This is a genomic window from Paenibacillus rigui (genome assembly GCF_002234615.1).
Lineage (GTDB): Bacteria > Bacillota > Bacilli > Paenibacillales > NBRC-103111 > Paenibacillus_S > Paenibacillus_S rigui.
In genome coordinates this window covers 105,501-132,287 of the sequence record NZ_NMQW01000017.1, presented here as the reverse complement: position 1 = coordinate 132,287, position 26,787 = coordinate 105,501, and the positions used below count along the sequence as shown (strand labels likewise).

The window sequence follows — 26,787 nt, the reverse complement described above, 5'->3', positions numbered from 1 at the left end:
CTCCTGATGCCGAAAAAATCCCCCTCTATCTGTTTCTTCAGATAGCAGGGGGATTTTTGTTGCTCACTTCCCAGAGGTTTATCTCATTTACCTTGCTTTACCTCATCCAGCAAGCTCAGGTCAAGGAACTTGCTCAAGTCGAGCTCTTCCTTCTTCACATCTTTAATATATCCGGCATCAATGGAAACCTTCGCCATTTCTTCGATAGCTTCTTTGTTTACATCTGTTGTTAAGTTCAAGCGGGAGATTGCGGCTTTAATTAATGCGATGTCCATGCCTTTGCCGCTCAATGCTTTCAAGCGGTTGTTAATAAGCTCATACGATTTGTCGGGATTTTTCTTGATAAAATCGATTGCATCCGCATTGGCTTTGATCGCGCCTTTCGCCATATCGCGGTGCTCCTTCAAGAACTTGTCGCTCGCTACAAGCAGGGTCAACGGATAGTTCCCGTTGTTCGGCGGGATTTTATCCCAATCGACGATGATCTTGCCGATCCCTTCCTGCTCCATCTGCGTACCCCATGGCTCAGGAATCAGCGTAGCATCCACTTCCTTTTGACGCATTGCAATCAGCGTATCCGCAGGGGCGCGGGCAATCAGATTCACACCGGATTTATCGGTGGTCACATTGATGTTGTTTTGCTTCAGCAGCAGGCGCAGAGAGATTTCATTCGTGCTTCCTTTGGTAGGAATCGCAACGGTTTTACCAACCAAATCTTTTACGCTGGATATACCCGAATCTTTTCCTGCTACAAGTACGGCACCGCCGTTGTTGGAGCCGGAGATGATACGGAAATTTTTGCTTTTCAGAAACTGGTTGGTGGCAGGACCAGGGCCTACGAAGCCAAGATCGATTTCACCGGTTGCCAAGGCTGTGGAGAAGTCGGAACCGTTATCGAATGGTGTGACTTCAATTTTCACATTCTCGCCCCAATATTTCTGGAACAGGTTTTGCTCAAGCGCGATGTAGCCGGGGGCATGCGTAACGTTTTTGAATATTCCCAGCTTGACGGTGGAGGCTGCGGCGGTTTTACCTGGAGCGGCGGAACCGTCTTTCGCAGCTTCTTCTTTTTTGCCGCAGGCCGATAAAACCAGCACAGTGACTAACAACAGAGCTAACAACAAGGATCCAGTCTTTTTCATAAAATGATTGACACTCCCTTTTCCAAAAATCTATTTATTTTTTCTGCCCGGCCAAGCCGTAGCGGATCAATATCGTATCCTCCAGCTTCTTGAAGCAAAAGTGGTCGGACAGCGTGCCCAGCACCGCGATAATAATAACGATAGAAAGCATAAGTGCAGTATCTGCCAGGTTGCGTCCGTCCTGCAGCAGTTGGCCGAGCCCGACGCCTTTGGCGATCAGCTCGCCCGCTACCAAGGCGCGCCATGCGAAAGCCCATGCTACGCGTACCCCTGTAATCATGTGCGGAAACGCCGCAGGAACCATCACCTGATAAAACATTTTAAAGCCATTGCCTGTTCCCATCGTCTGAGCCGCCTTGATGTACAGCGGAGGGATGTTCATGATGCCGGTACGGCTTGACATGGCCATCGTCCAGGTAGCTCCAAGCGTAGTAATGAACACGACGGAAAAGTCGTTCATACCGAACCAGATAATGGAGAAGGGGAGCCAGGCGATACTAGGCACTGTCTGCAGGGCAACGACTAGAAAGCCGATGGTATCGTCCAGAATACGGTATCTCGCGAACAGGAAGCCTAGCACCGTTCCGATAGCAATGGCCAGCACGAAGGCGGTTAACAGACGTCGTATGCTTTCCAGCGTGGCTTCCAGTAATTGTCCGTGGACGAAGCCGTCATAGAACGCCTGGAAGGTTTGCAGGACGGAGGGGAACTTCCAGCCCCAATCGAATATTCTATATCCCGCTTCCCATGCTATCAGAATCAGAACCAGAAAGATGGTTCTTCTTAATGCTGTACTCATCGCCGATTTCCTCCTTTACCACTTTTTCCAGCTCATCCGCCAGAGCTTCCATAATGCTGCTTTCGACGTGATGGAGGACGGGATCGGATAAATCGCGAGGTCTTGCAGCGCGAACCGCAAATTCCTTCTTGATCGTTCCCGGGCGGGTGGACATCACAAGGACCCGATCCGATAAAATGACGGCTTCACGAATATTATGCGTAATAAAAAGGATCGTTTTACGCGTTCTCATCCAGATCTCTTCCAGCTCTTTATGCAGGATCAGCCGGGTTTGCTCGTCAAGGGCGGCAAAGGGCTCATCCATGAGCAAAATTTCCGGATCCATCGCAAGTGCCCGCGCAATGGCTGCTCTCTGCTTCATGCCGCCTGACAATTCATGCGGATAGCGGTCGGCGAATTTACTCAAGTGAACGGATCGGATTTGCTCCATTGCGAGCTCCTCGCGTTCTTTTTTACCGAGGCCTTTCTGTTTTAGCCCGAAAGCTACGTTATCGAGCACTGTGAGCCACGGGAACAGGGCATGCTCCTGGAAAACAACAACCCGGTCGGGACCCGGCTTGCTGCAGGGCTTGCCATGAACGGTGATCGTTCCTTGCTGAGCTTGCTCCAAGCCGGCTACCAAATTCAATAGCGTTGATTTACCGCAGCCGGACGGTCCAAGCAAAGAAACGAACTCTCCTTGCTGTATCGTTAGCGATACATTGTCGATCGCTGTGAAGGCCCCGCCTTTGCGTTGATGAAAGGTTTTACTTACATTTTTAATCTCGATCAAGGTGTTCACCCCTTTTTGAACTCACTTCTTCATCCTTTTAATAAGATCCAATTCAGCACTTCAAAAATGCCTTGGAAAAATCGATAATAATAGTAAAGTGTTTTCTTATACCAACCTATTTTATCGGAATTGAGTACTTTGTCAATATAAACTTTGAAAGAGGGATTTTGTCGCTTCGTGGCGAATCAACAAGTTAGCAGGATTTGACAATACCAGGCAATTGAAATGCGAAGAAGAAAGGTTGGAAGATCGTGATGAAGCGTTGGAAGCGTGTGATGTTGATGGGTTCGATCCTTACAGGTACGTTTACCGCGGGGGTGTTTGCGGAAGATGTGCTCCAGCGGGTGGAAGCCTACTTGCGCCCGGACTTTAACATTGTAGTGGACGGGAAGCCTGTTCAGCTTGAAGGGCCAACCCTTGTTTATCAAGATAAAAGCTACCTGCCACTGAAGGAGCTGGGCAATTTGCTCGGCGCCAACATTTTATGGAAGAATGAGAATAAAACGATTTATATCAACAGCCGGATCAATCCGGAGCAAAAAGACCCCGATATCAACGGGGTGTATGAGGAAATCAAGCTGCGTAGTCCTTATGCTCAGACCGTCAGCTATCTTGGTGCGGAATATCCGCTGCTCAGCACTTATGGGGATATAAACAGCACGCAGCTGTACTACAGATTATCGGATATCAAAGCGATGGGCATCAAGACCGACGGGTTGACCTTGGCTAAGGAAGTATTTACGAATGTGTTCTATGTCAGCGAGTCGGAAGTGAAGAAAAAGTGGGGTCAAGGACCGACGCCGAGCCGAACGTCTACAAGAGATAACGTGCTCATCACAGGCGAGCTGAACCAGGATAAAATCAAGGTGCTTCAGGATTATGTGAAAAATACGCTATCTTACAAAGTTAAGGATACGCAGTACTTCACCAAGCCGATTATTATGGACAAGATCGACGGGGAAGACCGTTACCAATACCTGTACTATCAAACGATCTATTTGAAGGATATCACGGTGAATCATTACTACTTGTCAATCATCAGATTAGGCAAGGACGGTTGGGGGGATACGCTGACGTATACGATCAACGCGGACGAGCGTACGGATATAGAGAGCAAGTACCAGGAGAAAATCAATAAACAAGCCAACGAAGCCCAGCAGACGCCGTAACAGGCTTTCAAGCTTGCCTGGAAGGAGCAGGAGATCGTCTCATCCGAGACGGTCTTTTTTTCTATGCTCCTCATATGAAGCGCCCGACTTGTTATTCCTCCATTAAAAAATGGTTAAAATATAAAGAAAATAGTCAATAATCCAAGTTGCTAAATCATATGATTCATAATAAGATAGAATTAAGTAACTGAATTGTCTGAAAATTCTATCAAAACCCGGTTGAGTCAAAGAAAGCGTTGACAGATCGCTATCAGGACACAGAGCGACACAAACGGGGCGGGGGTAATGCACCATATCGGGAGGGGATTGCCGTGAGTAAAAGTCATGAAGTGGAATATTGCAACCTTGAGTTACGATTTGACCGTCGGCTAATCCGCAACTTCATTAAAGCTTTAATTCAGGAAGGTTATTCTCTGTACTGGAACGAGAGCGAGCAGCAATTTATTGTATCGATTCGAACCGGAAGAAAATTGGTGAAGCTTAAATTTCAGCGCATCGGCGAACGATATAAAATTGTCGGCAATTACTCCTTCAAGGACGAGAAGCTGGCTGAATTAATGGAAAAGATGATTGGGGATACCCGTGGTCACGCTGTTGTCAAAAGATTTAAGGATCGTCAAATTCTGATCGAGAATATTATGTTCGGCGAAATTATCCGGATGGTGGAAATCTCGGGGGTGGAGCATAAGGTGATATTCCAGAAGGAACCTGTCGTGACGGTGGAGGAAATGATGCAAGCTTTTCGTTCGAAGCGACCCGATGAACGTATTCCGGTGCTGCGGCTGGAGCTGGATTACGAGCTGGCTACCCTGCACGATGCACTGAATCTTGGGGATGTGGACGCGGTAAAGACGAGCAAAGAAAGGTTGATGGAGTTAAGGCATGAAATGCTGCAATTGGAAATGTAAATGCGAAGTATGAATGGGTCTGTGTAACCTTACACAGGCCCATTTTACGTATCATGATCCGCAGCAATCAATGCAAATGAAGCATATAAAAAGCAAAAAAAGTTCGTTGTTAACGTGTGCAGCTATGTGGTATGATACAGCTTGAGGTGGTAGGATTGAGCGTTACAATCAAGGATATCGCCAAGCTAGCCAATGTGTCTCATACAACCGTCTCCAGAGCGTTAAACGACAGTCCGCTAATTAACCAAGAGACGAAGGAACGAATCCGGCAGCTTGCGGCCAGTTTGAATTACACTCCGAATTACAACGCCAAAAGTTTGGTCCTTGACCGATCATACAACTTGGGCTTGTTTTTTTCAACTCTTCATACCGGTACGTCCGCAGGTTTTCTTTATGAAGCCATTAAAGGCGTCAATGACGTGATTAAAGATCAGTTCAACCTGATTGTCCGCGGGATTGACGATTACAAGAGCTTCGAGAAGGTTAACCGTAAAAGCTACGATGGTATTCTGGTGATGAGTCAGAGCTCAACCGACCAATCTTTTATCGAATATGTATCGGAACGGGAAATCCCGTTAGTCGTGTTGAACCGTCCCATAGATAATGTACAGGTTATGAACTTGATCCCGGATGATCAGAGCGGTGCGTTTCGACTTGTCGAGTATTTGATCGAGCAGGGACACAGGCGCATTGCGATCATCGAGGGGAAAGAGAATTTCAAGTCTACCCAGGCTCGCCGCGACGGTTATATCGAAGCCATGGTCAGACATCAGGTGCCGTTGAGAGACGACTACAGAATGCACGGGAATTATGATTTGGAGAGCGGCTACACGGCTATGACCCGACTGCTGGAGCTTGAAACCAGGCCGACGGCTGTTTTTTGCTGCAATGACGACATGGCGCTTGGGGCGATTAAAGCGATTACGGAGAGCCATCTCTCGGTACCCGGCGATATTTCGGTTGTCGGGTTTGACGATCACATGTTTTCGGGCTTCGTTACCCCTGCTTTAACCACCGTGCGCAGACCCATTGAGGATATAAGCAGAGAAGGAGCGCTTAAGCTGCTCAGCTTTATAGAAACCAAGCAAATGGTAAAAGAAACGATCTTTGTCCGTACGGAGCTCGTGATCCGGGATTCCGTCAAAACCATAACAGGAGGCTTACACTCATGAGTATTTTGAGAACAGTGCTTGAAGATATTCCAATTCCGCAAATGGTGCGCATTCGTCAAAAATTCGATGCAACCCGTTTGGACAATTTGGCCGAGGTTTTGGAAAAAGAATTGCAGCAGCCGGGTGCTATCGACCGGATTAAGCCGGGTCAGCAGGTAGCGGTTGCAGTGGGCAGCCGCGGTGTTGCGAATATCGCCCTGTTCACCAAAGTGACGATTGACGCCATCAAGCAGGCCGGAGGCCATCCATTCATCGTTCCTTGCATGGGCAGCCATGGGGGTGCAACTGCGGAAGGGCAAAAGGATGTTTTGCATCATCTTGGTGTTACCGAAGAAGCGATGGGCGCACCGATTCGTTCGTCCATGGAAGTCGTCAAAATCGATGAGCTGCCTAACGGGCTGCCTGTCTATGTGGACAAAATCGCTTCCGAAGCGGACGCCATCGTCGTGATTAATCGCGTGAAGCCGCATACTGCGTTCCGTGGACGGATTGAGAGCGGCATTATGAAGATGATCGCTATCGGGCTTGGTAAGCAAAAAGGGGCTGAAGCTTGTCATCAGCTCGGATTTAAATACATGGCGGAGAATGTGCCTGCAATGGCCACAATTATGATTGAGAAGCTTCCGATTGTCTTCGGTGTTGCTTTGGTAGAGAATGCATACGATGAAACCTGCCGTATCGAGGTGCTGCCGGCCGAGCAGATCGAGGCGCGCGAGATGGTCCTGCTGGAAGAAGCGAAAGCCCGCCTTCCGAAAATTTTGTTCGACCAGATCGACGTGCTGGTGATCGATTACATCGGTAAAAATATTAGTGGTGACGGGATGGATCCGAATGTAACCGGCCGTTACCCGACTCCCTATGCGCACGGCGGACCCGATGTATCGAAGATGATTGTACTGGATTTGACCCCCGAAACGAAAGGTAACGCGAATGGGGTAGGCACTGCGGACTTTACGACACAGCGTCTGGTCGATAAAATGGATAGAGCGGCAACGTTTGTCAACGGCTTGACTTCGACGGTTTGCGCACCGACCAAAATTTCCACGACATTGGATAATGACTTTTACGCCATTAAAGCCGGGGTCAAAACATGCAATATTTTGGATTATACAAAATGCAGGCTGGTGCGTATTCAAGACACGCTTCACCTAGGGGAAATCGAAATTTCGGTTAACCTGCTGGAAGAAGCAAGAAAGCACGCTGATATCGAAATTTTGACGGAGCCGTACGACCTCCAATTTGACAGCGAAGGGAATTTAGTGAAATGAGTTTGTCTTTGCAAAAGCCGTACATCATTGCGGCCGATCTGGGTACGACCAGCACCAAGACGCTGGTTATCGACAGAGACGGTCGCGTCCTTGCATCCCATTCCATCGAGTATCCGTTGTACACGCCAAGACCGGATATGGCGGAGCAGGACCCGAATGAAATATTCCAGGCTGTACTAAACGGGATTCAAGCGGTTGTAGCCAAAGCGAAAATTTTGCCGAGCCAGGTGCTTTGCGTTTCTTTCAGCTCTGCAATGCACAGCTTGATCGCAGTTGACCGCGACTTGAATCTTTTGACCCAATGCATCACGTTTGCGGACAACCGGAGCGTGAATTACGTGAAGGTGCTTAAGGAACAGCTCGACGGTCACCAAATCTACATGAACACGGGCACTCCACTGCATCCGATGTCCCCGTTGTTGAAGCTGATGTGGTTCCGGGACAACCGTCCCGTTATTTTTGAGCAGGCCCATAAGTTTATCGGAATTAAGGAATATGTGTTTGCGAAGCTGTTCGGGCAGTTCGTCATTGATTATTCGCTAGCGAGTGCTACCGGCCTGTTCAATCTTCGCCAGCTGAAGTGGGACAAGCAGGCTTTGGAAGCATGCGGGGTCAGGGAGGAGCAGCTTTCCGAGCCGGTCTCCACAGTGCATCGTGTGCAAGGCATGAAAGCGGAATATGCTGCAGCTATGGGACTTCATGCAGATACTCCGTTTGTCGTCGGCGCATCTGACGGCGTTCTCGCTAACCTTGGTGTCGGTGCGTTTGAAGAAGGCGTCTACGCTGTTACAATCGGTACGAGCGGTGCTGTGAGAGGCGTCGTCAGAGAGCCGATCACCGATCCGAAGGGACGGTTGTTCTGCTACGCGCTGAAGGAAGACTTCTGGGTCGTTGGCGGAGCGATCAATAACGGCGGAATCATGTTCCGCTGGGTACGCGATCAGCTGGCTACGGCAGAAGCCGAAGAAGGACGCCGCAGAGGGATGGACCCGTACGATTATTTGACTTCGTTAGCGCAGGAAGTGGCGGCAGGCTCGGACGGGCTCATTTTCTTACCGCTGCTGGCGGGTGAGAGAGCGCCCTACTGGAATGCGAATGCACGCGGCGTATTCTTCGGATTGTCGTTGTACCATGAGAAGAAGCATATGATCCGTGCAGTGCTGGAGGGCGTTGTATATCGTATTTACTCGGTACTTAACGCATTGGAGGAATTGTCCGGGCCGACTAAAGAAATTCGGGCTTCCGGCGGGTTTGCCCGTTCCAAGTTCTGGCTGCAAGCGATGGCGGATGTGACCGGAAGCTCTGTTGCCGTTCCGAACTCGATTGAGAGCTCCGGATTAGGCGCGGCTCAATTGGGACTGCTTGCCATGGGTGAGATCAGCGACTTCTCCATGGTGCATCAATGGATGCAGATAACGCATAGCCATAAGACGAACACCGAGCATTACGAGTTGTATCAGCAGTTGACAAAAATTTATAATCGTGTGTACCATCAGTTGAAGGACGAATTCGATGCCATTGCCGCATTTCAACAGGCACACACCAAATAAATCGTTGTGGGTTGATACGACCTCTACATGCCATGGACTTATGAAACCTTAAGGAGGATCACCATGAATTTATTTGATTTGACAGGAAAAACGGCAGTGATTATTGGCGGAAACAGCACATTAGGCGGCTCTATGGCTGTGGCTTTAGGCGGGCATGGCGCTGATGTGGCTATTGTCGGCCGCAATCAGGAGAAGTCCGAAGCAGTGAAAAAACAAGTGGAGGAAGTGGGCGGTAAGGCCCAATGCTTCTCCGCGGATGCAACGAATCCGGAAGATTTGAAACGCGTCCTTGACGAAGTGCTGGCATGGACGGGACGCTGCGACGTCCTGATGAACTGTCCCGGGATGAACAGCCCTACTCCTTTCTTTGAGCTCAAGATGGAAGAATGGGACGCCATTATGGAGGTCAACCTCAAAGGCGTTGTGCTAGCTTGCCAAATTTTTGGGAAGTATATGGTTGATAAGGGTGAAGGCGGAAGCATTATTAATATCTCTTCTGTTTCTTCCGAGCCACCATTGTCCAAGGTGTTCACGTACTCGGCATCCAAAGCGGCCGTTAACAGCGTAACGAAATTTTTGGCTCGTGAGTTTGCGCCTGCGCGCGTGCGTGTCAATGCGATTATTCCGGGCTTTTTCCCAGCTGAACAAAACCGTAAAATTTTGTCTCCTGAGCGTACAGCGTCCATTTTGGGTCATACCCCGATGAACCGCTTTGGTGAGGCGGAAGAACTGCAAGGTGCGGCAGTCTATTTGGCAAGTGACAAAGCTTCCAGTTTTGTTACAGGCTCGCTGCTGCGCGTAGATGGCGGCTTCGGCGCAATGACCATCTAATTTGTCATTTTGTTTGCAACGATACAAAAAGAGAGGAAGAGAAACCAAATGTCGAAACAACAAGTTGGCGTGATCGGATTGGCGGTCATGGGTAAAAACCTGGCATTAAATATTGAAAGCAGAGGATTTACAGTATCCGTCTACAACCGCTCCCGCGAGAAAACGGACGCTCTGCTCGAAGAATCCAAAGGAAAAAACCTCGTTGGTACATACAGCATCGAAGAATTCGTAGCTTCTTTGGAGAAGCCTCGTAAAGTGCTGATCATGGTACAAGCCGGTGCAGGCACGGATGCTACAATCGATTCCTTGATTCCGCATCTGGAAGAAGGCGACATCATCATCGATGGAGGCAATGCTTACTTCCCTGATACCCAACGCAGAAACAAAGAGCTTGCCGCTCATGGCTTGCGCTTTATCGGCACAGGTGTTTCCGGCGGTGAAGAGGGTGCATTGAAAGGGCCTTCCATTATGCCAGGCGGACAAAAAGACGCTTACGAATTGGTTGAACCTATTCTTACAGCCATTTCTGCCAAAGTTGGCGGAGATCCTTGCTGCACTTACATTGGACCGGACGGTGCGGGCCACTATGTAAAAATGGTTCACAACGGCATCGAGTACGGTGATATGCAGTTGATTTGCGAAGCGTATCAATTGTTGAAGGATGTATTGAACGTTAGCACGGAAGAGCTGCATGAGATTTTTGCAGAGTGGAATAAAGGTGAGCTCGACAGCTACCTGATCGAGATCACAACCGATATTTTCACCAAAAAAGATCCGGAAACCGGCAAGCCGATGGTAGACGTTATTTTGGATTCCGCAGGCCAAAAAGGAACAGGAAAATGGACAAGCCAAAGCTCCCTGGATTTGGGCGTGCCTTTGTCTATCATCACTGAATCCGTATTCTCCCGTTTCTTGTCCGCTATGAAACAAGAGCGTGTCGCTGCGAGCAAGGTGCTGAGCGGGCCGAAAGCATCCGAATTTACAGGGGATCGCAAAGAGTTTATCGAGGCGGTTCGCAAAGCGTTGTATGCAAGTAAAATTTGCTCTTACGCTCAAGGCTTTGCTCAAATGAGAGCGGCATCCGAAGAATATAACTGGGGATTGGATTACGGCAGCATTGCAATGATTTTCCGTGGCGGCTGCATTATTCGCGCCCGTTTCCTGCAAAACATCAAAGACGCCTATGACCGTAACCCGGAGTTGAAAAACTTGCTGCTTGATGAATACTTCAAAGGTATCGTTGAAAACTACCAAGATGCTTGGAGAACGGTAGTAGCTGCAGCAGTAACACGCGGTACGCCGGTTCCAGCCTTTGCTTCCGCGCTCGCTTACTACGACAGCTACCGTACGGAGCGCTTGCCTGCCAACCTGCTGCAAGCACAACGCGACTATTTCGGTGCACATACGTTCCAGCGTTTGGATAAAGAAGGATCCTTCCATTTCAACTGGATGGAAAATTAAGAGTTACCGCTTGCCATGCGGCTTGCGCGGCTGCAGTCCGAAAGAGGCTTCATAAATCCAGTCTCTCAGCCGGTCTGCTTCAAATTCGAAGCCGCTGCGACGGTGAATGAGCATCAAGGATATTTCGGCAAAATATCGAAAGTTTTGCATTAAGCGTGGTTGGGAAAGATCCGCAAGTCGGGGATCTTCTTCAGCCACCTTTTTTTTAATAAACTCCAGAATCCATACGACGTCTTCTTTGCACAAGGGATGAGCCGGATCTAACAATTGCTCGAGCTTTTGCTGCGCGGGATTGGGGTAGGAATTGTGCGATTGAGATAGGGCTGAATGCGTCAACGTTTAATCTCTCCTTGTTCAAGTGGCTTTGGTTATTACCATCATGGCGGATAAGGTTGGAATTTATTCACATTTCATCCTATGTTTTTGTGGCGAATTGTATTCATCTTATAAAACATGTGATATGATTAGAAGGTTTATTTGATCGTAGAACAACCGCGAGATTTGAATTTAGAGGCAGAGGTGCGAGAGTAATGAGTAAATCCAATATTGTATTGGTAGGTTTCATGGGAACAGGAAAATCAACCGTAGGAAAAGAGCTGTCCAACCGGTTGGGCTGGACCTTTACAGATACCGATACACTGATTGAAGTGCAGCAGGGCATGCCGATTAGTGAAATATTTCGCCTGCATGGGGAGGCGGCCTTTCGTAAAGCGGAAAGCGATGTAATTGAAACGGTCCTCAAGGGAGAACGCCAGATCATATCCACCGGAGGCGGTGCGGTTTTGGCTGAGCAAAACCGCACAAATATGCTTCAAGGCGGGTTCGTCGTGGCATTAAGCGCTTCGGCTGAAACCATAATTCAGAGAGTAAGCCAGGATCAAACCCGTCCTCTTGTGCAAGGTAACGTCGAAGAACGGGTAAAGACGCTGCTGCAAACGCGCAAGCATGCTTACGATTTCGCAGAGCTTATCATAGATACCACTCAACATCCGGTCTCCGCCATTGCGGAACTGATCATGGAGCACATGAAGAAATAGGCGGATTGGATTCCGCAGCAGCTTAGAGCGTTTCCCACTCCAGCATGCCGCCGCTCATATTTTTAAGCTTGCTGTACCCTTGTGCGGCTAAGAAATCGTAAGCTCTGCCGCTGCGGTTGCCGCTTCTGCATACAAGAATGGCTTCCTCCTGCTGAGGGATTTCGGACAAGCGGTCCGGAATTTGCATCAAAGGGATGTGTTTCGCGCCAGGGATCATGCCTTGAGCGACTTCATCGTCCTCCCGAACATCGATGATAATTAAGCTTTCACCTTGCTCCAAACGATCTTTCAATTGCCGAGGGGTAATTAGCTGCATCTACAATAAACCTCCTGCCTGGGGCATTCTAATAGTAGGCTGATGACCGTTTATCGGTTATCCAACCTACTTGTGACCATGATATCGACAAATCGCCGTTGGTGTCAACTTCGCGGTTTCCAACCCCAGCCGTGTATGGTAAACTGGCTGTAACCTTATCGTAAGTTGTCATTATTGCGCATTATTTAGCGGAACAGGAGAGATACATATTCATGAAAGCTATTGTAAAACCGACAAATCAATTAGAAGGTACCATTAACGCGTTATCTTCCAAAAACTACACGACCCGTTACCTGCTCATCGGAGCCTTGGCGGAAGGGACTAGCACGATTTATTACCCGGCTCACAGTGAGGATAGTGACGCGATGCGCCGTTGTATCCGCGATCTGGGCGCTATTGTTGAAGAAGACGATGAGAAAATGACAATTCAAGGCTTCGGAAGTCATCCGAAACATGTGAAAGAATTGAATGTAGGCAACGCAGGCGCGGTTCTACGTTTTCTAATGTCTATTGCAGCTTTCTGCCCTGAGCTTACTTTTGTAAATACGTATCCTAATTCCTTGGGCAAACGTCCTCATGATGATCTGATCGTCACCTTGCAGCAAATGGGCATTGAAGTAGAGCATCAGGAGGGCAAGCTTCCCATCACGATTCGCGGAGGCAAGCCGCGGGGAGGCAAGCTGACCGTTTCCGGTAACATCAGCTCGCAATTCCTTAGCTCCTTGCTGTTCATGACTCCACTGCTGGAGGAAGACAGTGAAATCGAAGTGCTTCATGATTTGAAATCGAAAATTATTGTGGGCCAAACGCTGGAGGTTATCGCTCAAGCCGGTATCCACATTGAGGCATCGGAAGATTTGATGCACTATAAAATTCCTGGCCGCCAAAAATACCAGCCGCAAAAATATGTTGTTCAAGGAGACTACCCGGGGTCTGCAGCGATTCTGGCTGCTGCCGCGGTGACGAACTCGGATGTAAAAGTGCTTCGTTTGGAAGAGACGAGCAAACAGGGGGAAAAGGCTGTTGTCGACGTGCTTCGTGACATGGGTGTCAATCTGACTCATGAAAACGGCGTCGTCCATGTGAAAGGAAATCAGCAGCTTAAAGCCGGCGAATTTGACGGAGACCACTTTACGGATGCCGTACTAGCTATGGTCGCCGCTGCCGTATTCGCAGAAGGCACCTCCCGGTTCTATAACGTTGAGAACTTGCGTTACAAGGAATGCGATCGCATTACCGATTATTTGACCGAGCTGCGCAAGGCTGGAGCCGATGTGGAAGAGCGCCAAAGTGAAATTATTATCCACGGTCGTCCACAGGGGGTAGAGGGCGGCGTTGAAATCAACGCTCATTACGACCATCGCGTCATCATGGCATTGACTGTGGTCGGGCTGCGTTCCAAGCAGGGACTTGTGATTAACGATGCGCATCATGTTGCCAAATCTTACCCTCACTATTTCGAGCATCTGTTATCGTTGGGTGCTCAAATTGAGCTCGTAGAAGAATAAGGTTCTCTCGTACCCTTTGCTTGGGGTTGGGGCAAAATACACAACAAGTGAGTTGAGCTTGATGAAGGTATTGTGGAAAGGAATTCAGGTCACTCTCGGTTTTTTTCTGGTCGGAGGCCTTCTTTTCGCAAGTGCGGTATTTTCCATCCTGTTGTATGCCAAAATAACCGGACAAGCCTGGTTTGATCAATCCTCTCAAATTGCCTATGCGGAGTCATCGGGGAAGCCTGACTCGAAAGCCAAGGCAGCGGCTCCGGAAGCTCCTGTGCCGCAGCCGCCATCAACCTCGGCTATGCTGCAAGCACCCGTTGTGAATCAAAGGCCTGAGCTGCCTTCCGGCTGCGAAGTGACAGCACTGACTATGCTGCTCCAGTACTATGGAATCGCTAAGGACAAGATGGAGCTTGCCGCGGAAATGAAGAGGGATACGACTCCGATCAAGAGAAACGCAGACGGCTCGATTGCTTTTTGGGGGAATCCGAATACAGGGTTTGTAGGGGATATCAGCGGAGCTTCCAAGGGGTTTGGCATTTACCATACAGCACTCTACGAGCTGCTGCATGCCTATGTTCCGAAGGCGGTCGACCTCACACAACAGCCGTGGGATAAGCTCGAGCAGCAGCTTAGAGAAGGGATCCCGTCCGTGGTATGGACAACGATCGACTACCAGGTGCCTGATAAGTGGGTGGTATGGGATACGCCGATCGGACCGATTCAGACTACTTTTATGGAGCACGCAGTACTGCTTGTCGGATTTGATGAACATAACGTATATGTGAATGATCCATTGAGCGGGAAAAGCCAAGTCCAGATTGACAAAGCACAGTTTATTTCCATTTGGGAAGCGATGGGACGCCAGGCATTATCCTATAAGAAGTAACACGCAAAAAGGAGCTGAGCCTTATGTCATTTGAAAATCCGTCTCGAGAAGAGATAAAACAATTGTTAGTCGCAGCCAATCGGGTTGCTGTCGTAGGCTTATCCGATAAGCCGGATCGTGTGTCTTACATGGTATCGGAAGCCATGCAGAAAAAAGGGTACAAGATTATTCCTGTGAATCCGAATGCGACTGAAATATTAGGGGAGATCTGCTATCCATCGTTATCAGATATCCCGGAGCCTGTCGATATCGTCAATGTGTTCCGCAAAAGTGAGCATGTTGTTCCTGTTGCAGAGGAAGCTGTGAAGATCAAGGCGAAAGTGTTCTGGCTGCAGCTAGGTATTTATAATGAAGAGGCAGCTAAAATTGCTAATGCCGGAGGCCTGAAGGTCATCATGGACCGCTGTATCAAAGTGGAGGACTCCATTTTGCTTCCGGGAGGCAAATAATTTGTTTCGTAAAAACATCCATTCCTATATGCCCTTATATTTGGTGCTGGGGCTTCATGAACAAGAAGGCCGCTCCGCGTTGGAGATCGCAAGAGAAGCGATTGCGGGAGGAGTGACTTTCGTTCAGCTAAGGGAAAAAAACGCTCCCCTGAGGCAGGTTTTGGAGCAAGGAATTCAATTAAGAGAGCTATGCCGGAATCACGGTATTCCTTTCGTTGTGAATGATCGGGTTGACGTCGCTATTTTGCTGGATGCGGATGGTGTACATGTCGGTCAGGACGACCTTCCCGGCCTAGAGGCGCGAAAGCTGCTGGGAGATGACAAGATAGTCGGGATATCGGCAGGTACGTTGGAAGAGGCCGAGTGGGCGATGGAGCAGGGAGCCGACTATTTGGGTGTTGGAGCAATTTATGCCACGTTTACGAAGCAGGATGCTGGTGCCGCTATCGGTACCGATCTTCTACGTGAGGTGAAAGGTCGCTGGAACATTCCCGTGGTAGGGATTGGCGGCATAACTCGCGGCAACGCGCCAGAAGTTATGGCTGCGGGTGCGGATGGTATTGCGGTAGTGTCAGCGATAACAAAACAATCAAACCCTCAGATCGCCGCTTCTGAATTACGAGGCATTGTGGATAAAAACAGGTTGCTTAACCAACAGCTTCCATAAATAAATTAAATCCTCCTTAGAAACAATAAGAAAGGCTTCTGGAAAGGTATCACAACTGATGAACCTATTCCGAAGACTTCCCTACTTCCTAAGGAGGATTTTTTACATGTATCAGAACTACCAACAAAACAATTTTCAGAATCAAATGGGTTCAAATGTAAATTCCCAATACCGCGGTTTGGAAACGAAGTATCAACCGATCGGTTATGTGCAATCCCAGTACAACCAATCGTTGAACCCTAGCTTCAGCAATCAGTTCCAAGCCAGCAGCAATCAATATTCCAGTTTTCAAAGCCAGGCTCCTCAATCCTTCCATACAGCGAACTACCGTGGAGACCAACAGGGTCATGATGCTTATTTGAGAAGCGATTCTAATCAGCCTGCGCAGAGCCAATTTTCCGGAAACTACATGAATCAAGCTCCTTCCTTCAGCAGCTTCGGTTCTTCTTATTCCAGCCCATCCTATACACAGCAAAACCCGCAAGCCTATCACACAGCCAGCTACCGTGGGGATCAACCCGGCCATGACGCTTACCTCAGAAGCGATTCCGCCCAACCGGCCCAAAGCCAATACGGTATTGGCACAGCGAGCTACAACTCTTTCAACACAGGAATGGGCAGCTCTTTTGGCTCCTCTCAAGCGTTCGGGCAACAGCAGCAATTCCAAAATCCGCAAGCCTATCACACAGCCAGCTATCGCGGCAACCAACAAGGTCATGACGCGTACCTGAGAAGCGACTCCGCGCAACCGGCTCAAAGCCAAATGGGTACACAAAGCTTTGGGTATAACCGGTATCAGTTTTAATTCAATGTCTTTCATATAGCGAGCCGTCAGGCTCGCTATCCTTTTGTGCTGCCGCCGATGAAGGTTATATGGAACAGAACACAGGGCATTCTGAACGTGGCGGGCTTATTTGAGACGTTTGACAAAATGTAAGATTGGCCTTACCATCGAATAAGAAAGGGGGGAGCGGTTGGTTTGAACTGGATGGGAAATTTGCAGCAGTTAGGCCGGTCGTTAATGCTTCCGACCATGACGATACCTGTTGCCGCCATACTACTGAGACTTGCAGCACTGCCGTGGCAAGATGTACATATGTCCCACTTTGGGGACATACTTTTGTTTTGCGGGAATACCATTTTTACGTATTTGCCCATGATATTTGCTGTTGGCGTCGCGCTGGGCTTAACGGAAAGCTCCGGTATTGCAGGAATGTCCGCGTTGATTGGTCATTTAATGTTTATACAGGCAACAAAGCATTATTTAGGTGATGCATTCCATCTTGGCGTACCTGGCGGGATCTTGATCGGGCTTATTGCGGCAATCCTGTATCATCGGGTAAAGCATATTCAGCTACCGGAGTACATTCAATTTTTTGGCGGCCCGCGGATGGTTCCTTTGCTGATGGGCTTGTCCATTTTTGTGCTCAGTGCAATTATTATTGAAATAGGGCCTTTTCTGGAGCGATTCATGGAAACGCTCTCGACTGCAATCATCGGGCTGGGCGGATTCGGTACGTTTCTGTATGGGGTTATTCACCGGCTGTTGGTGCCTTCAGGCCTTCATCATGTCTTTAATAATTTCTTCTGGTTTCAGCTGGGAGCTTACCAGAAGCCGAGCGGGGAAGTACTGTTCGGTGATTTGCCGCGTTATTTCGCTGGCGATCCGAGTGCGGGCTCCTATATGGCCGGCTTGTATCCGATCATGATGTTTGCTCTGCCTGCTATCGCTCTGGCTATTATTCAAGAGGCGAGGGAAGATTTGAAGCCCAAAATACGTGCTACGTTTTTGACGGCAGCCTTGGCTTCTTTTCTAACCGGGGTAACCGAGCCGATCGAATTCGCTTTTCTTTTTGTAGCGCCGTACTTGTTTATTGTGCATGCTATTTTGTCCGGCCTATCGATGTGGTTAGCCTATGCGTTAAATATTCATCACGGTTTTTCGTATTCTGCCGGGGCTATCGATTACGTTATTAACTATCATTTATCCCACAACGGCTGGATGCTTATTCCTCTAGGCTTGGCTTACGGTTTTGTGTATTACTTTTTGTTTAGCTGGGCGATCCGCCGATTCAGGATTCCTACGCCTGGCAGAGAAGAAGGATCACAGCTTGAAGAATGGGCAGGTGATATCCCGTACCGCTCCCCGTTAATTTTACAGGCGCTGGGCGGCAAGGAAAATATTAAGAACCTGGAGGCGTGCATTACACGTCTTCGCCTGACATTGCAGAACGACAAATTGATGGATGTCGCTTCGCTCAAACATTTGGGGGCGGCAGGGGTCATCAGTTTGGGCGGCGGTAATGTCCAGGTTGTGTTCGGAACCTACTCAGAGCTGATTAGGGAAGAGATCAAGAAGGTGATAATGAAAGACGTACAGCAGGTGTCCTTTCATTCCCCAATGCAGGGACGTATGATTCCTTTGGAAGAGGTGCCTGACAAAATTTTTGCAGGAAAGCTCGTAGGCAATGGTGTTGCGTTTATGCCTGACAAGGGAGAACTGGTCGCACCGGTAGCCGGGAAAATCATCATCTTGTATCCTACCCTTCATGCTGTAGGTATCCAGACAGACGAAGGCCTGGAGGTTCTACTTCATATCGGGATCGATACGGCCCAGCTTCAAGGGAAATGGTTTACCGCAGCGGTCAAGGAAGGCGATTATGTGGAGGTAGGGCAACTGCTGGTTCGCTTTAATCTGCAAAAAGTGAAGAACAACTGTAAATCGCTGGCTACACCTATGATCATCACGAATATGGATAAAGTGAAATCGTGGAGCTTCGCACCGTACAAATCGGTGAAAAAAGGACAGGCATCCGTCATGTCCGTTGTGATGAAAAGCGAAGCGGCCACAGGGGGAGGGAACGCTTTTGGTTGAGGGAATCGGTGCTTCATCTGGCATTGCCATGGGCAAGGCCTTCGTTATACCTACGTGGGAATGGGACTTTCCGGAGAAGCTGATAGATGTCACGGATTTAGCCTTTGAATTCGAAAGACTTTACGATGGCATTCGCTCCTCCAAGGATGAAATCGAGAACATTAAGCAGGAATTCGTTACAGTACTCGGAGAAGAACAAACCTCCATATTCGATGCACACTTAGCGATTTTGGAAGATCCGATCTTCATGAATGAAGTTCAGGGAATTATGCAGCGTCAGTATAAGGCGGCTGAGGTTGCGGTCAAGGAAGCGATTGAGAAGTTCGTCAATATGTTCGATCTGCTCGATGATCAATATATGAAGGAACGTGCCCTGGATATTAAGGATGTCGGCAATCGGCTGCTTAAGCATCTGCTTGGGGCATTGGAAGAAACCTTGCCGCCCAAAGACCAGCCATACATTTTAGTCGCCAAAGAGCTGTCTCCTTCGCAAATGGTTCATCTGGATATTAACCAGGCGCTTGGGATTGTCACGAATCTGGGGGGCAAAACATCCCATGTCGCAATTATGGCACGAGCTATGGGGGTTCCTTACGTTCTGGGAGTGGAAGGAAAGCAGGGTACACCTATTCAAAACGGGGACTTCTTGATTATCGACGGCGATGAAGGACATGTGTTTATCAACCCCACCGATGAGGTAATTGAACAATATAAAATTCGTAAAACGATCTGGCAAAAAATGCACGACAAGCTCCAGACGCTTGCTCCGGTTCCGACCCAAACACAAGACGGGGTTGTGTTCCAGCTGGCAGCGAATATCAGCTCTGTGAAAGAGCTGGATCAAGTGCTGAGGAACGGCGCCTCCGGGGTCGGCCTGTTCCGTACGGAATTCATTTACATGGACCGGGACAGCCTGCCTCCGGAGGAAGAGCAGTTTTCGGTATACCGGCAGGTCGCCGAAAAGCTTGGAGGCAAACGGGTCGTGATTCGGACCCTGGATATCGGCGGAGAAAAGGCGCTTGATTACATTGCCCTCCCTGAGGAAGAAAATCCTTCTTTAGGGTACCGTGCCATTCGGATCTCACTCGATCGAACGGATTTGTTCAAAACACAGCTGCGAGCGATTCTAAGAGCAAGCCATTACGGTAATATTCAAATATTATATCCGATGATTTCTTCGTTGGAGGAGCTGCACAAAGCCAATGAGGTGTTGGAAGCAGCCAAGCAGGAGCTTCGGGCTGAAAAAATCCCGTTTAAGGCTAATATTGAAGTCGGGATTATGATTGAAGTACCTGCGGCTGTAATCATTGCCGATCTGTTGGCTGCAGAGGTTGATTTCTTTAGTATCGGTACCAATGACCTCGTACAATATATATTGGCTGTAGACCGTATGAATGAAACTGTGGCTCATTTGTATGACCCGTTCCATCCAGCGGTGCTGCGTATGCTTAAAACAACGGCTACAGCAGCGCAGGCGAACGGCATTCATGTCAGTGTTTGCGGTGAAATGGCCGGGGATATCCGGGCGCTGCCGATTTGGCTGGGGCTTGGAATTACGGAGCTGAGCATGTCAGTGCAATCGATATTGCGTGTAAAGAACAGCTTGCTGCAAAGCCGGTACAAGGAAAGTGCCGCGATTTGGGACGAGCTGCTTCGCTGCACGAGCGGTACGGCTGTATTGGAAGTGCTGAATCATCATTCGCATCAGGATGTTCTGACATAACGATAAAGAGAGAATATGGGATGGAGGAAGTTACAATGGAATTAAAAGGCTGCAAAGTGCTTGCTTTCGTTGATGAGGAATTTGAAGATTTGGAAATGTGGTATCCTGTTTTGCGGTTACGTGAATCGGGTGCTGAAGTTCATTTGGCAGGTCCTAAAGCCAACACAGTGTATCACGGGAAATACGGTGTGCCTTTGACAACGGAATACAGCGTGGAGGAAGTCAAATCGGAGGATTATATCGGGTTGTACGTGCCGGGGGGCTGGGCACCGGACAAGCTGCGCCGCTATGCGGATGTCCTTCGTCTAACCAGGGAATTTCATGAGGCGAAGAAGCCTATTGCTCATATATGTCATGCGGGATGGGTACTGGCAAGCGCTAAAATCTGTGCAGGCTATACGATGACATCCACACCGGGGATTAAAGATGATCTGGAAAATGCAGGAGCGATTTGGGTAGACCAGGAGGTTGTTGTGGACAGAAATATTGTCTCCGGGCGCAGACCTCCCGATTTGCCGGCTTTTACGAAAGAATTCGTTAGGGTGCTGGCTGAATTTACGTCAAAATAATTTGAAGAAGCATTGAAGTCGTTAGGGGCGATGGAATGAAATTCATCATTCATTGGCTTCCCGTCGTTGTCTGGATGGGGGTCATCTATTATTTGTCCGCGCAAACGGGATCCGATATGGACGGGTGGCTGAGCATTGTGCATCAGTGGTTTCCTTCCATGAAGGATTTTGACTGGGGTCATTTTATTGCCTATTTTGTTCTTGCTCTCACCTTTGCCTGGGCGCTGTCAAGTAAGCGTCTGACGTGGAGGCGGAAGCTAATTGTCATTCTGCTCTGTGTCCTGTATGGGCTGACAGATGAGTATCATCAGTCCTTTGTTCCAGGCCGTACGCCTGATCTGATGGACTTGCGCAACGATGCCATTGGAGCCGCACTTGCTATGCTACTGCTGACTTTCCCTCCCCTCCGCAGATGGCTTGAACGCGGTCACTGTGTTAAATATTACTAGCCTCGGATCAGCAGGAAAATGCCTCCCAAGATAGAATATTTGATACGAGAAGATATGAGGTTAGGGTTGTATGGAAAGAAGGAGTGGTTTCGGTTGCAGAAGCATTGCAAGTGTGGCAGCTCGATGAGTATCAGACTGCGGACTGTCATCTATCAGAACAAAGTAGAAATAGAGAATGTACCGATCTTTTCTTGTGATTCCTGTCAAAGGAGCGAAGTGTTCGCAGAGGTGAAGCCGGAGCTAACAGGCATTATCGGACAGCTGGGCAGCTTGCCCGAGAAGCAGCAGCTTTCCTTCCATCACATCAGTGAAATTGCTTGCTTGATGAAAAGAGTGACGGAGAAACAATACGCCTCCGCTCCTGTGGAGAAAATCGTTGAGGATCGGATTAACGAGCTGCTGGACCTTTTGCTGCTGGCTCAATCCCTGAAGGATGAGCCATGGATTGCGGATGTCCGCAAACGGTTGGAGCAAGTGGCCAAGCACTCGGTATCGGTCAATGATTTAGCTTGACGGATCGAATCTTTGAAAAGCCTTCTGCGTTGCAGTTGGCTTTTTTTGCATTTTTTGATACTATACATGTAAGAACATGCCGAATTCATTGCGCAAAGCCGTATTTTGTCGTATGATAAGGCTTAATAGCTTATGATCGCAGCATTATACATTTTAATATATTGGAGAGAATGACCGTGACTGTAACCATTTATGATGTAGCCAGAGAAGCAGGCGTTTCCATGGCAACCGTTTCACGGGTTGTCAACAATAATCCGAATGTGAAACCCCAGACACGCAAGAAAGTATTCGAAGCCATTGAACGTCTTGGCTACCGGCCAAATGCGGTTGCCAGAGGGCTAGCCAGCAAGAAGACGACAACCGTTGGCGTGGTTATACCGGATATATCGAACTCCATTTTCTCTGAAGTGGCACGTGGTATTGAAGATATTGCCAACATGTATCATTACAACATTATTTTATGTAATGCGGATAAGAAGAAAGAGAAAGAAATCCGTGTTATCAATACGCTGCTTGAGAAGCAGGTGGACGGACTGCTGTTTATGGGCGGCGCCGTGACAGAAGAGCATTTGCAAGCATTCAAAACCTCCTCCGTACCGATCGTGCTTTGTGCAACTACAGATGAGAACAATACGGTTGCATCCGTGGACATCGATCATGAGAAGGCAGCCTTTGACGCAGTATCCTTGCTGATTCAGAACGGCCATCGCCAAATAGCGATGATTTCCGGGACGCTGCAGGATCCGGCAAACGGTTTTGCACGTTACCAGGGCTACAAGAAAGCGATGGAAGCGGCAGGCCTGCCTATCCGCGAAGAGTATGTTCGTATCGGTAACTATAGATATGAGTCCGGCTTGGAAGTGACCAAGCATTTCCTCGAGCTAAGTGATCGCCCAACAGCGATATTCGCTGCAACCGATGAGATGGCTATCGGCGCCATACATACACTGCAGGATAATGGACTAAAAGTACCGGATGATATTTCAGTCATTAGCGTGGACAACATTCGTATGGCATCCATGGTGCGCCCGCAGCTTACAACGGTTGCTATGCCGATGTATGATATCGGAGCGGTATCCATGAGGCTCTTGACCAAGCTGATGAATAAAGAAACGAAAGAAGCTTCAGAATTGATGCAGGTGGTTTTACCGCATGAGGTCATTCATAGACAATCGGTGGCTCATCGTTCATGAGCCTCTTTCTTTTGTTAGCCATGCTAGTTTAGGAGGAGTACAATTTGTTCGGTAAAATTGGCGTCATTGGCGCTATGAAGGAAGAGATAGAGCAGTTTCAACAACACATGCAGGATGTCCGTGTGACGGAGAAGGCAAAGATCCAATTCACCGAGGGGACGCTGCATGGGAAATCCCTTGTACTTTGTAAGTCGGGTGTGGGTAAAGTAAATGCTGCGGTCACGACGCAAATATTGATCGACACCTTCGGGGTGGAAGCGATTATTTTTACAGGCGTTGCCGGCGCGGTAGATCCAGAGCTGAATGTCGGAGATATCGTCGTATCATCTGAGAGCCTGCAGCACGACATGGACGTGACGGCGCTTGGTTTTCCGCGAGGCACAATTCCTTACGAAGAAACCTCGTTGTTCGTGGCCGATGAGTCGTTGCGAGAGCTGGCCGCGCAGGCAAGCCGGGAGCTGTTTGATGGGCGAGTGAAGGTTGGCAGAGTCCTGTCCGGTGACCAGTTCATTGCAAGCCGTGAAACGGTAGCGACGCTGTACCATGAGCTGCAAGGGGCCTGTACGGAGATGGAAGGGGCGGCCGTGGCACAAGTGAGTGTAATGAACGCTATCCCGCACGTCATTATTCGTTCGATGTCCGACAAGGCCGATGGCTCGGCACATGTGAATTTTGCGGAATTCACCGTTCAAGCCTCTGAAAATTCATATCGCATCGTAGACTATATGCTGAAGCATCTGTAGATTGAAGAAGGAGAGAAAGAACAATGACAGTAACAATGGATCAGGTTGTAGCACTAGCAAAGCACCGCGGCTTTATTTTCCCGGGCTCTGAAATTTACGGCGGTTTGGCGAATACATGGGATTACGGTCCTTTGGGCGTAGAATTGAAAAACAACATTAAGCGCGCATGGTGGAAAAAGTTCGTACAGCAATCCCCATACAATGTAGGTTTGGATGCAGCCATATTGATGAATCCGCAAGCGTGGGTCGCTTCCGGCCACGTTGGTAATTTTAACGACCCGATGGTGGACTGCAAGCAATGTAAGGCGCGTCACCGTGCCGATAAAATTATCGAGAATGCGCTCGGTGAAAAAGGAATCGAGATCGTTGTCGATGGTATGACGTTCGATCAAATGATGGATTTAATGAAAGAACACCACATCGTTTGCCCGGATTGCGGAGCGTTCGATTATACGGATATCCGTCAGTTCAATCTGATGTTCAAGACTTTCCAAGGCGTAACCGAGTCGAGCGCTAACGTTGTCTACATGCGTCCGGAAACAGCACAAGGCATTTTTGTTAACTTCAAAAACGTGCAGCGGACGATGAGAAAGAAGCTGCCTTTCGGTATCGGACAAATCGGCAAAAGCTTCCGGAACGAAATTACTCCTGGTAACTTCACATTCCGTACGCGGGAGTTCGAACAAATGGAGCTTGAATTTTTCTGTAAGCCGGGTGAGGATCTGCAGTGGTTCGAATATTGGAGAAGCTTCTGCTTCGAATGGTTGAAGACGCTTGGACTGAAGGAAGCGAATATCCGTCTGCGCGATCATTCGGATGACGAGCTGTCCCACTACAGTAATGCGACGACGGATATCGAGTTCAAATTCCCGTTTGGTTGGGGTGAACTGTGGGGTATCGCGGATCGTACGGATTATGACTTGAAGCAGCACATGGAGCATTCAGGCGAGGACTTCAATTACATTGATCAAGAATCGAATGAGCGCTACATTCCTTACTGCATTGAGCCTTCTCTGGGTGCGGACCGCGTTACGCTGGCGTTCCTGATCGATGCCTATGAGGAACAGCAGCTAGAGGGCGATGACAGCCGAACAGTGCTTCATTTCCATCCGGCGCTTGCCCCTATTAAAGCGGCGATCTTCCCGTTATCGAAGAAGCTTTCTGAAGGTGCGCAGCAAATCTTCCAGGATTTGTCCCAATATTTCATGGTGGATTATGATGATACCGGATCGATCGGTAAAAGATATCGTCGTCATGACGAGATCGGTACACCGTTCTGTATCACGTATGACTTTGATTCGGAGCAGGATGGTCAGGTGACGGTACGCCACCGCGATACGATGGAGCAAACACGGATGCCGATCAGCGAATTGAAAGCATTTATCGAGCAAAATATTCAGTTTTAATAAAATTGGCTGGCAGCAGCGTCTCGATTTTGAGCGCTTGCTGTCAGTTTTTTATCGGAAGCCTTTCTCTCCGCCGGTCGTGCAATAGACGGATAACGAAAGCTATACCTCCGATGACTCGGAAGCTTATAAATTCTGGCGTGGTAAAAAAATAAGCCGGTCTAACATGCTTGCTTCGCGTGTTAGACCGGCTTTTGCTTTTAAGGAACATAAAGCAGCGCAATATCTTTCGTTTGCCGGTTTTTGAGGGTAATTTCGTCACGCCGCGGCATCGGCGTCCAGACATCCTTGTTGTCGAGCCAGGTAACGGGCAGCTCGACCGGGCTTTCAGGCTGCCACTGCGATAGCCACGCAGACGGCAGCCCGAGCGCCTGCTCGTGCTCGAGCTGGGCGACCAAGGGATGGTCGCTCAGCTCGAGCCAGAGCAGGCCCCAGGCGCGCGGAACCACGCGCCAGATGTCGTAGCCGCCGCCGCCCAGCGCGACCCAACGCCCATCGCAGTGCTGATGGGCGAGCCGGTGGATCAGCCGCGGCATAGCCTTGTAGATGTCCATGCTGCAATGGACATGGGAGAGAGGATCATAAGCATGGGCGTCACATCCATGCTGGGATACGATCAGATCCGGCTGGAAATGTGCCGCGACCCGGGTCAGCACCTCCTCCAGACATTCCAGCCAGGAGCCGTCTTCTGTGTACGGCTCGACGGGAAGGTTGATCGAGGTGCCGAAGGCGGTGCCCTCCCCGCGCTCGTTCACCGCTCCGGTCCCGGGAAATAAATATTTCCCGGTCTCATGGATCGATAGCGTGCATACGTCGGGCTCGCTGTAAAAGCTCCACTGCACACCGTCACCGTGGTGCACATCCGTATCAATATAGAGAACCCGGGCGCCATACACTTGTTTGGCATGCTGTATGGCCACAGAGGCGTCATTGTAGACGCAGAAGCCCCACCCCTTGTTGGGCATGGCGTGATGCAGGCCTCCGCCCAGATGAAGGGCGTGCCCGGCTTGTCCGGTCATCACTTCATCGACAGCCCGGATGGAGCCTCCCACAATCGCCGCTGTGACTTCGTGCATATTCGGAAAGAAGGGAGTATCCTCCGTATCCAGCCCGTAAGCCCCGGCTTTAAGTATCGCGGCTTCCTCCGGCGACGGTGCGCTTAACGCTTTGACTGCGTTTACATACTCAGCGCTATGTATGGAAAGGAGCTGCTCATCCGTTGCTGCCGCAGGCGCAATAATGCTGCAATCCGGCAATGCTCCCGCTTTGCGGAGCAGGTCAACCGTCAGCGTAAGTCGTTTTTGATTGAAGGGATGCTCTTCATTAAACCGGTAGCCGGTTTCCTGTTCATCGTATATAAAAACAGGTGATTTCGTCATTCATTCCG

At 49.2% G+C, this 26,787-nt stretch carries 27 protein-coding genes; 21 read left to right on the top strand and 6 right to left on the bottom strand.

Annotation, left to right across the window (positions count from 1 at the left end):
* Positions 1-83 precede the first annotated feature (83 nt).
* From CF651_RS11850 to CF651_RS11840, 3 genes are read right to left on the bottom strand one after another with little or no spacing between them, the layout of a single operon-like run.
* Positions 84-1,142, bottom strand: a complete 1,059-nt coding sequence (locus CF651_RS11850; protein WP_094015069.1) for an ABC transporter substrate-binding protein — start codon at positions 1,140-1,142, stop codon at positions 84-86.
* Between the two features lie 34 nt (positions 1,143-1,176).
* A complete protein-coding gene (locus tag CF651_RS11845; protein WP_094015068.1) occupies positions 1,177-1,941 on the bottom strand; it encodes an ABC transporter permease in 765 nt (254 codons plus the stop codon).
* Positions 1,874-2,713: an ABC transporter ATP-binding protein gene (locus CF651_RS11840; protein ID WP_094015067.1), complete on the bottom strand. Its 840-nt coding sequence runs from the start codon at positions 2,711-2,713 to the stop codon at positions 1,874-1,876. Before CF651_RS11840 ends, CF651_RS11845 begins: the two co-directional genes overlap by 68 nt.
* A gap of 254 nt (positions 2,714-2,967) precedes the next feature.
* Here CF651_RS11840 and CF651_RS11835 point away from each other — a divergent pair, with 254 nt between their 5' ends.
* The 7 genes from CF651_RS11835 to gndA all read left to right on the top strand — a co-directional run bounded on the left by CF651_RS11835 (position 2,968) and on the right by gndA (position 11,072).
* Positions 2,968-3,882 carry a stalk domain-containing protein gene (locus CF651_RS11835; protein WP_094015066.1) on the top strand — a complete coding sequence of 305 codons (915 nt, stop codon included), beginning with the start codon at positions 2,968-2,970 and terminating at the stop codon, positions 3,880-3,882.
* A gap of 311 nt (positions 3,883-4,193) precedes the next feature.
* Positions 4,194-4,790 carry a hypothetical protein gene (locus tag CF651_RS11830; RefSeq protein WP_094015065.1) on the top strand — a complete coding sequence of 199 codons (597 nt, stop codon included), beginning with the start codon at positions 4,194-4,196 and terminating at the stop codon, positions 4,788-4,790.
* Between the two features lie 155 nt (positions 4,791-4,945).
* A complete protein-coding gene (locus CF651_RS11825; protein ID WP_094015064.1) occupies positions 4,946-5,962 on the top strand; it encodes a LacI family DNA-binding transcriptional regulator in 1,017 nt (338 codons plus the stop codon).
* Positions 5,959-7,230, top strand: a complete 1,272-nt coding sequence (locus CF651_RS11820; protein WP_094015063.1) for a nickel pincer cofactor-dependent isomerase, group 22 — start codon at positions 5,959-5,961, stop codon at positions 7,228-7,230. The genes CF651_RS11825 and CF651_RS11820 overlap by 4 nt, the downstream gene beginning before the upstream one ends.
* Positions 7,227-8,780, top strand: a complete 1,554-nt coding sequence (gene gntK, locus CF651_RS11815) for a gluconokinase (protein WP_094015062.1) — start codon at positions 7,227-7,229, stop codon at positions 8,778-8,780. Before CF651_RS11820 ends, gntK begins: the two co-directional genes overlap by 4 nt.
* A gap of 63 nt (positions 8,781-8,843) precedes the next feature.
* Entirely contained in the window at positions 8,844-9,611 is a 768-nt protein-coding gene (locus tag CF651_RS11810; RefSeq protein ID WP_179232778.1) for an SDR family oxidoreductase, read from the top strand.
* Between the two features lie 48 nt (positions 9,612-9,659).
* On the top strand, positions 9,660-11,072 hold the full coding sequence (gene gndA, locus CF651_RS11805; protein ID WP_094015061.1) for an NADP-dependent phosphogluconate dehydrogenase: 1,413 nt from the start codon (positions 9,660-9,662) through the stop codon (positions 11,070-11,072).
* A gap of 3 nt (positions 11,073-11,075) precedes the next feature.
* On the opposite strand, the gene CF651_RS11800 is transcribed toward gndA, so the two are convergent.
* Positions 11,076-11,408 carry a hypothetical protein gene (locus CF651_RS11800; protein ID WP_094015060.1) on the bottom strand — a complete coding sequence of 111 codons (333 nt, stop codon included), beginning with the start codon at positions 11,406-11,408 and terminating at the stop codon, positions 11,076-11,078.
* 194 nt (positions 11,409-11,602) lie between these two features.
* Between CF651_RS11800 and CF651_RS11795 the strand changes: the two genes are divergently transcribed.
* Positions 11,603-12,109: a shikimate kinase gene (locus CF651_RS11795; protein ID WP_094015059.1), complete on the top strand. Its 507-nt coding sequence runs from the start codon at positions 11,603-11,605 to the stop codon at positions 12,107-12,109.
* A gap of 22 nt (positions 12,110-12,131) precedes the next feature.
* On the opposite strand, the gene CF651_RS11790 is transcribed toward CF651_RS11795, so the two are convergent.
* A complete protein-coding gene (locus tag CF651_RS11790; protein WP_094015058.1) occupies positions 12,132-12,425 on the bottom strand; it encodes a rhodanese-like domain-containing protein in 294 nt (97 codons plus the stop codon).
* A gap of 212 nt (positions 12,426-12,637) precedes the next feature.
* Here CF651_RS11790 and aroA point away from each other — a divergent pair, with 212 nt between their 5' ends.
* From aroA to CF651_RS11725, 13 genes are all read left to right on the top strand, one after another.
* Positions 12,638-13,933 (top strand): 3-phosphoshikimate 1-carboxyvinyltransferase, encoded by a 1,296-nt coding sequence (gene aroA / locus CF651_RS11785; protein WP_094015057.1) that lies wholly within the window; start codon positions 12,638-12,640, stop codon positions 13,931-13,933.
* Between the two features lie 61 nt (positions 13,934-13,994).
* On the top strand, positions 13,995-14,813 hold the full coding sequence (locus tag CF651_RS11780) for a C39 family peptidase (RefSeq protein WP_094015056.1): 819 nt from the start codon (positions 13,995-13,997) through the stop codon (positions 14,811-14,813).
* 23 nt (positions 14,814-14,836) lie between these two features.
* On the top strand, positions 14,837-15,262 hold the full coding sequence (locus CF651_RS11775; RefSeq protein WP_094015055.1) for a CoA-binding protein: 426 nt from the start codon (positions 14,837-14,839) through the stop codon (positions 15,260-15,262).
* Position 15,263: 1 nt separating this feature from the next.
* Positions 15,264-15,929: a thiamine phosphate synthase gene (gene thiE, locus CF651_RS11770; RefSeq protein ID WP_094015054.1), complete on the top strand. Its 666-nt coding sequence runs from the start codon at positions 15,264-15,266 to the stop codon at positions 15,927-15,929.
* A gap of 106 nt (positions 15,930-16,035) precedes the next feature.
* Positions 16,036-16,734 (top strand): hypothetical protein, encoded by a 699-nt coding sequence (locus CF651_RS11765; protein ID WP_094015053.1) that lies wholly within the window; start codon positions 16,036-16,038, stop codon positions 16,732-16,734.
* Between the two features lie 174 nt (positions 16,735-16,908).
* Positions 16,909-18,804, top strand: coding sequence for a glucose PTS transporter subunit IIA (locus CF651_RS11760; protein ID WP_094015052.1), 1,896 nt, complete (start codon positions 16,909-16,911; stop codon positions 18,802-18,804).
* Positions 18,797-20,527 carry a phosphoenolpyruvate--protein phosphotransferase gene (gene ptsP, locus CF651_RS11755; protein ID WP_094015051.1) on the top strand — a complete coding sequence of 577 codons (1,731 nt, stop codon included), beginning with the start codon at positions 18,797-18,799 and terminating at the stop codon, positions 20,525-20,527. Before CF651_RS11760 ends, ptsP begins: the two co-directional genes overlap by 8 nt.
* Before the next feature lie 35 nt (positions 20,528-20,562).
* Positions 20,563-21,096 carry a type 1 glutamine amidotransferase domain-containing protein gene (locus tag CF651_RS11750; RefSeq protein WP_094015050.1) on the top strand — a complete coding sequence of 178 codons (534 nt, stop codon included), beginning with the start codon at positions 20,563-20,565 and terminating at the stop codon, positions 21,094-21,096.
* 35 nt (positions 21,097-21,131) lie between these two features.
* The gene (locus CF651_RS11745) at positions 21,132-21,545 is read left to right on the top strand and encodes a VanZ family protein (protein ID WP_094015049.1); all 414 of its coding nucleotides are present in this window, start codon (positions 21,132-21,134) and stop codon (positions 21,543-21,545) included.
* 93 nt (positions 21,546-21,638) lie between these two features.
* On the top strand, positions 21,639-22,058 hold the full coding sequence (locus CF651_RS11740) for a hypothetical protein (protein ID WP_094015048.1): 420 nt from the start codon (positions 21,639-21,641) through the stop codon (positions 22,056-22,058).
* A gap of 170 nt (positions 22,059-22,228) precedes the next feature.
* Positions 22,229-23,251 (top strand): catabolite control protein A, encoded by a 1,023-nt coding sequence (gene ccpA, locus CF651_RS11735; RefSeq protein WP_094015047.1) that lies wholly within the window; start codon positions 22,229-22,231, stop codon positions 23,249-23,251.
* Between the two features lie 44 nt (positions 23,252-23,295).
* Positions 23,296-23,994, top strand: a complete 699-nt coding sequence (locus tag CF651_RS11730; protein WP_094015046.1) for a 5'-methylthioadenosine/adenosylhomocysteine nucleosidase — start codon at positions 23,296-23,298, stop codon at positions 23,992-23,994.
* A gap of 23 nt (positions 23,995-24,017) precedes the next feature.
* Positions 24,018-25,400, top strand: a complete 1,383-nt coding sequence (locus CF651_RS11725) for a glycine--tRNA ligase (protein WP_094015045.1) — start codon at positions 24,018-24,020, stop codon at positions 25,398-25,400.
* 200 nt (positions 25,401-25,600) lie between these two features.
* On the opposite strand, the gene CF651_RS11720 is transcribed toward CF651_RS11725, so the two are convergent.
* Positions 25,601-26,779 carry an acetoin utilization protein AcuC gene (locus CF651_RS11720; RefSeq protein WP_094015044.1) on the bottom strand — a complete coding sequence of 393 codons (1,179 nt, stop codon included), beginning with the start codon at positions 26,777-26,779 and terminating at the stop codon, positions 25,601-25,603.
* Positions 26,780-26,787 lie beyond the last annotated feature (8 nt).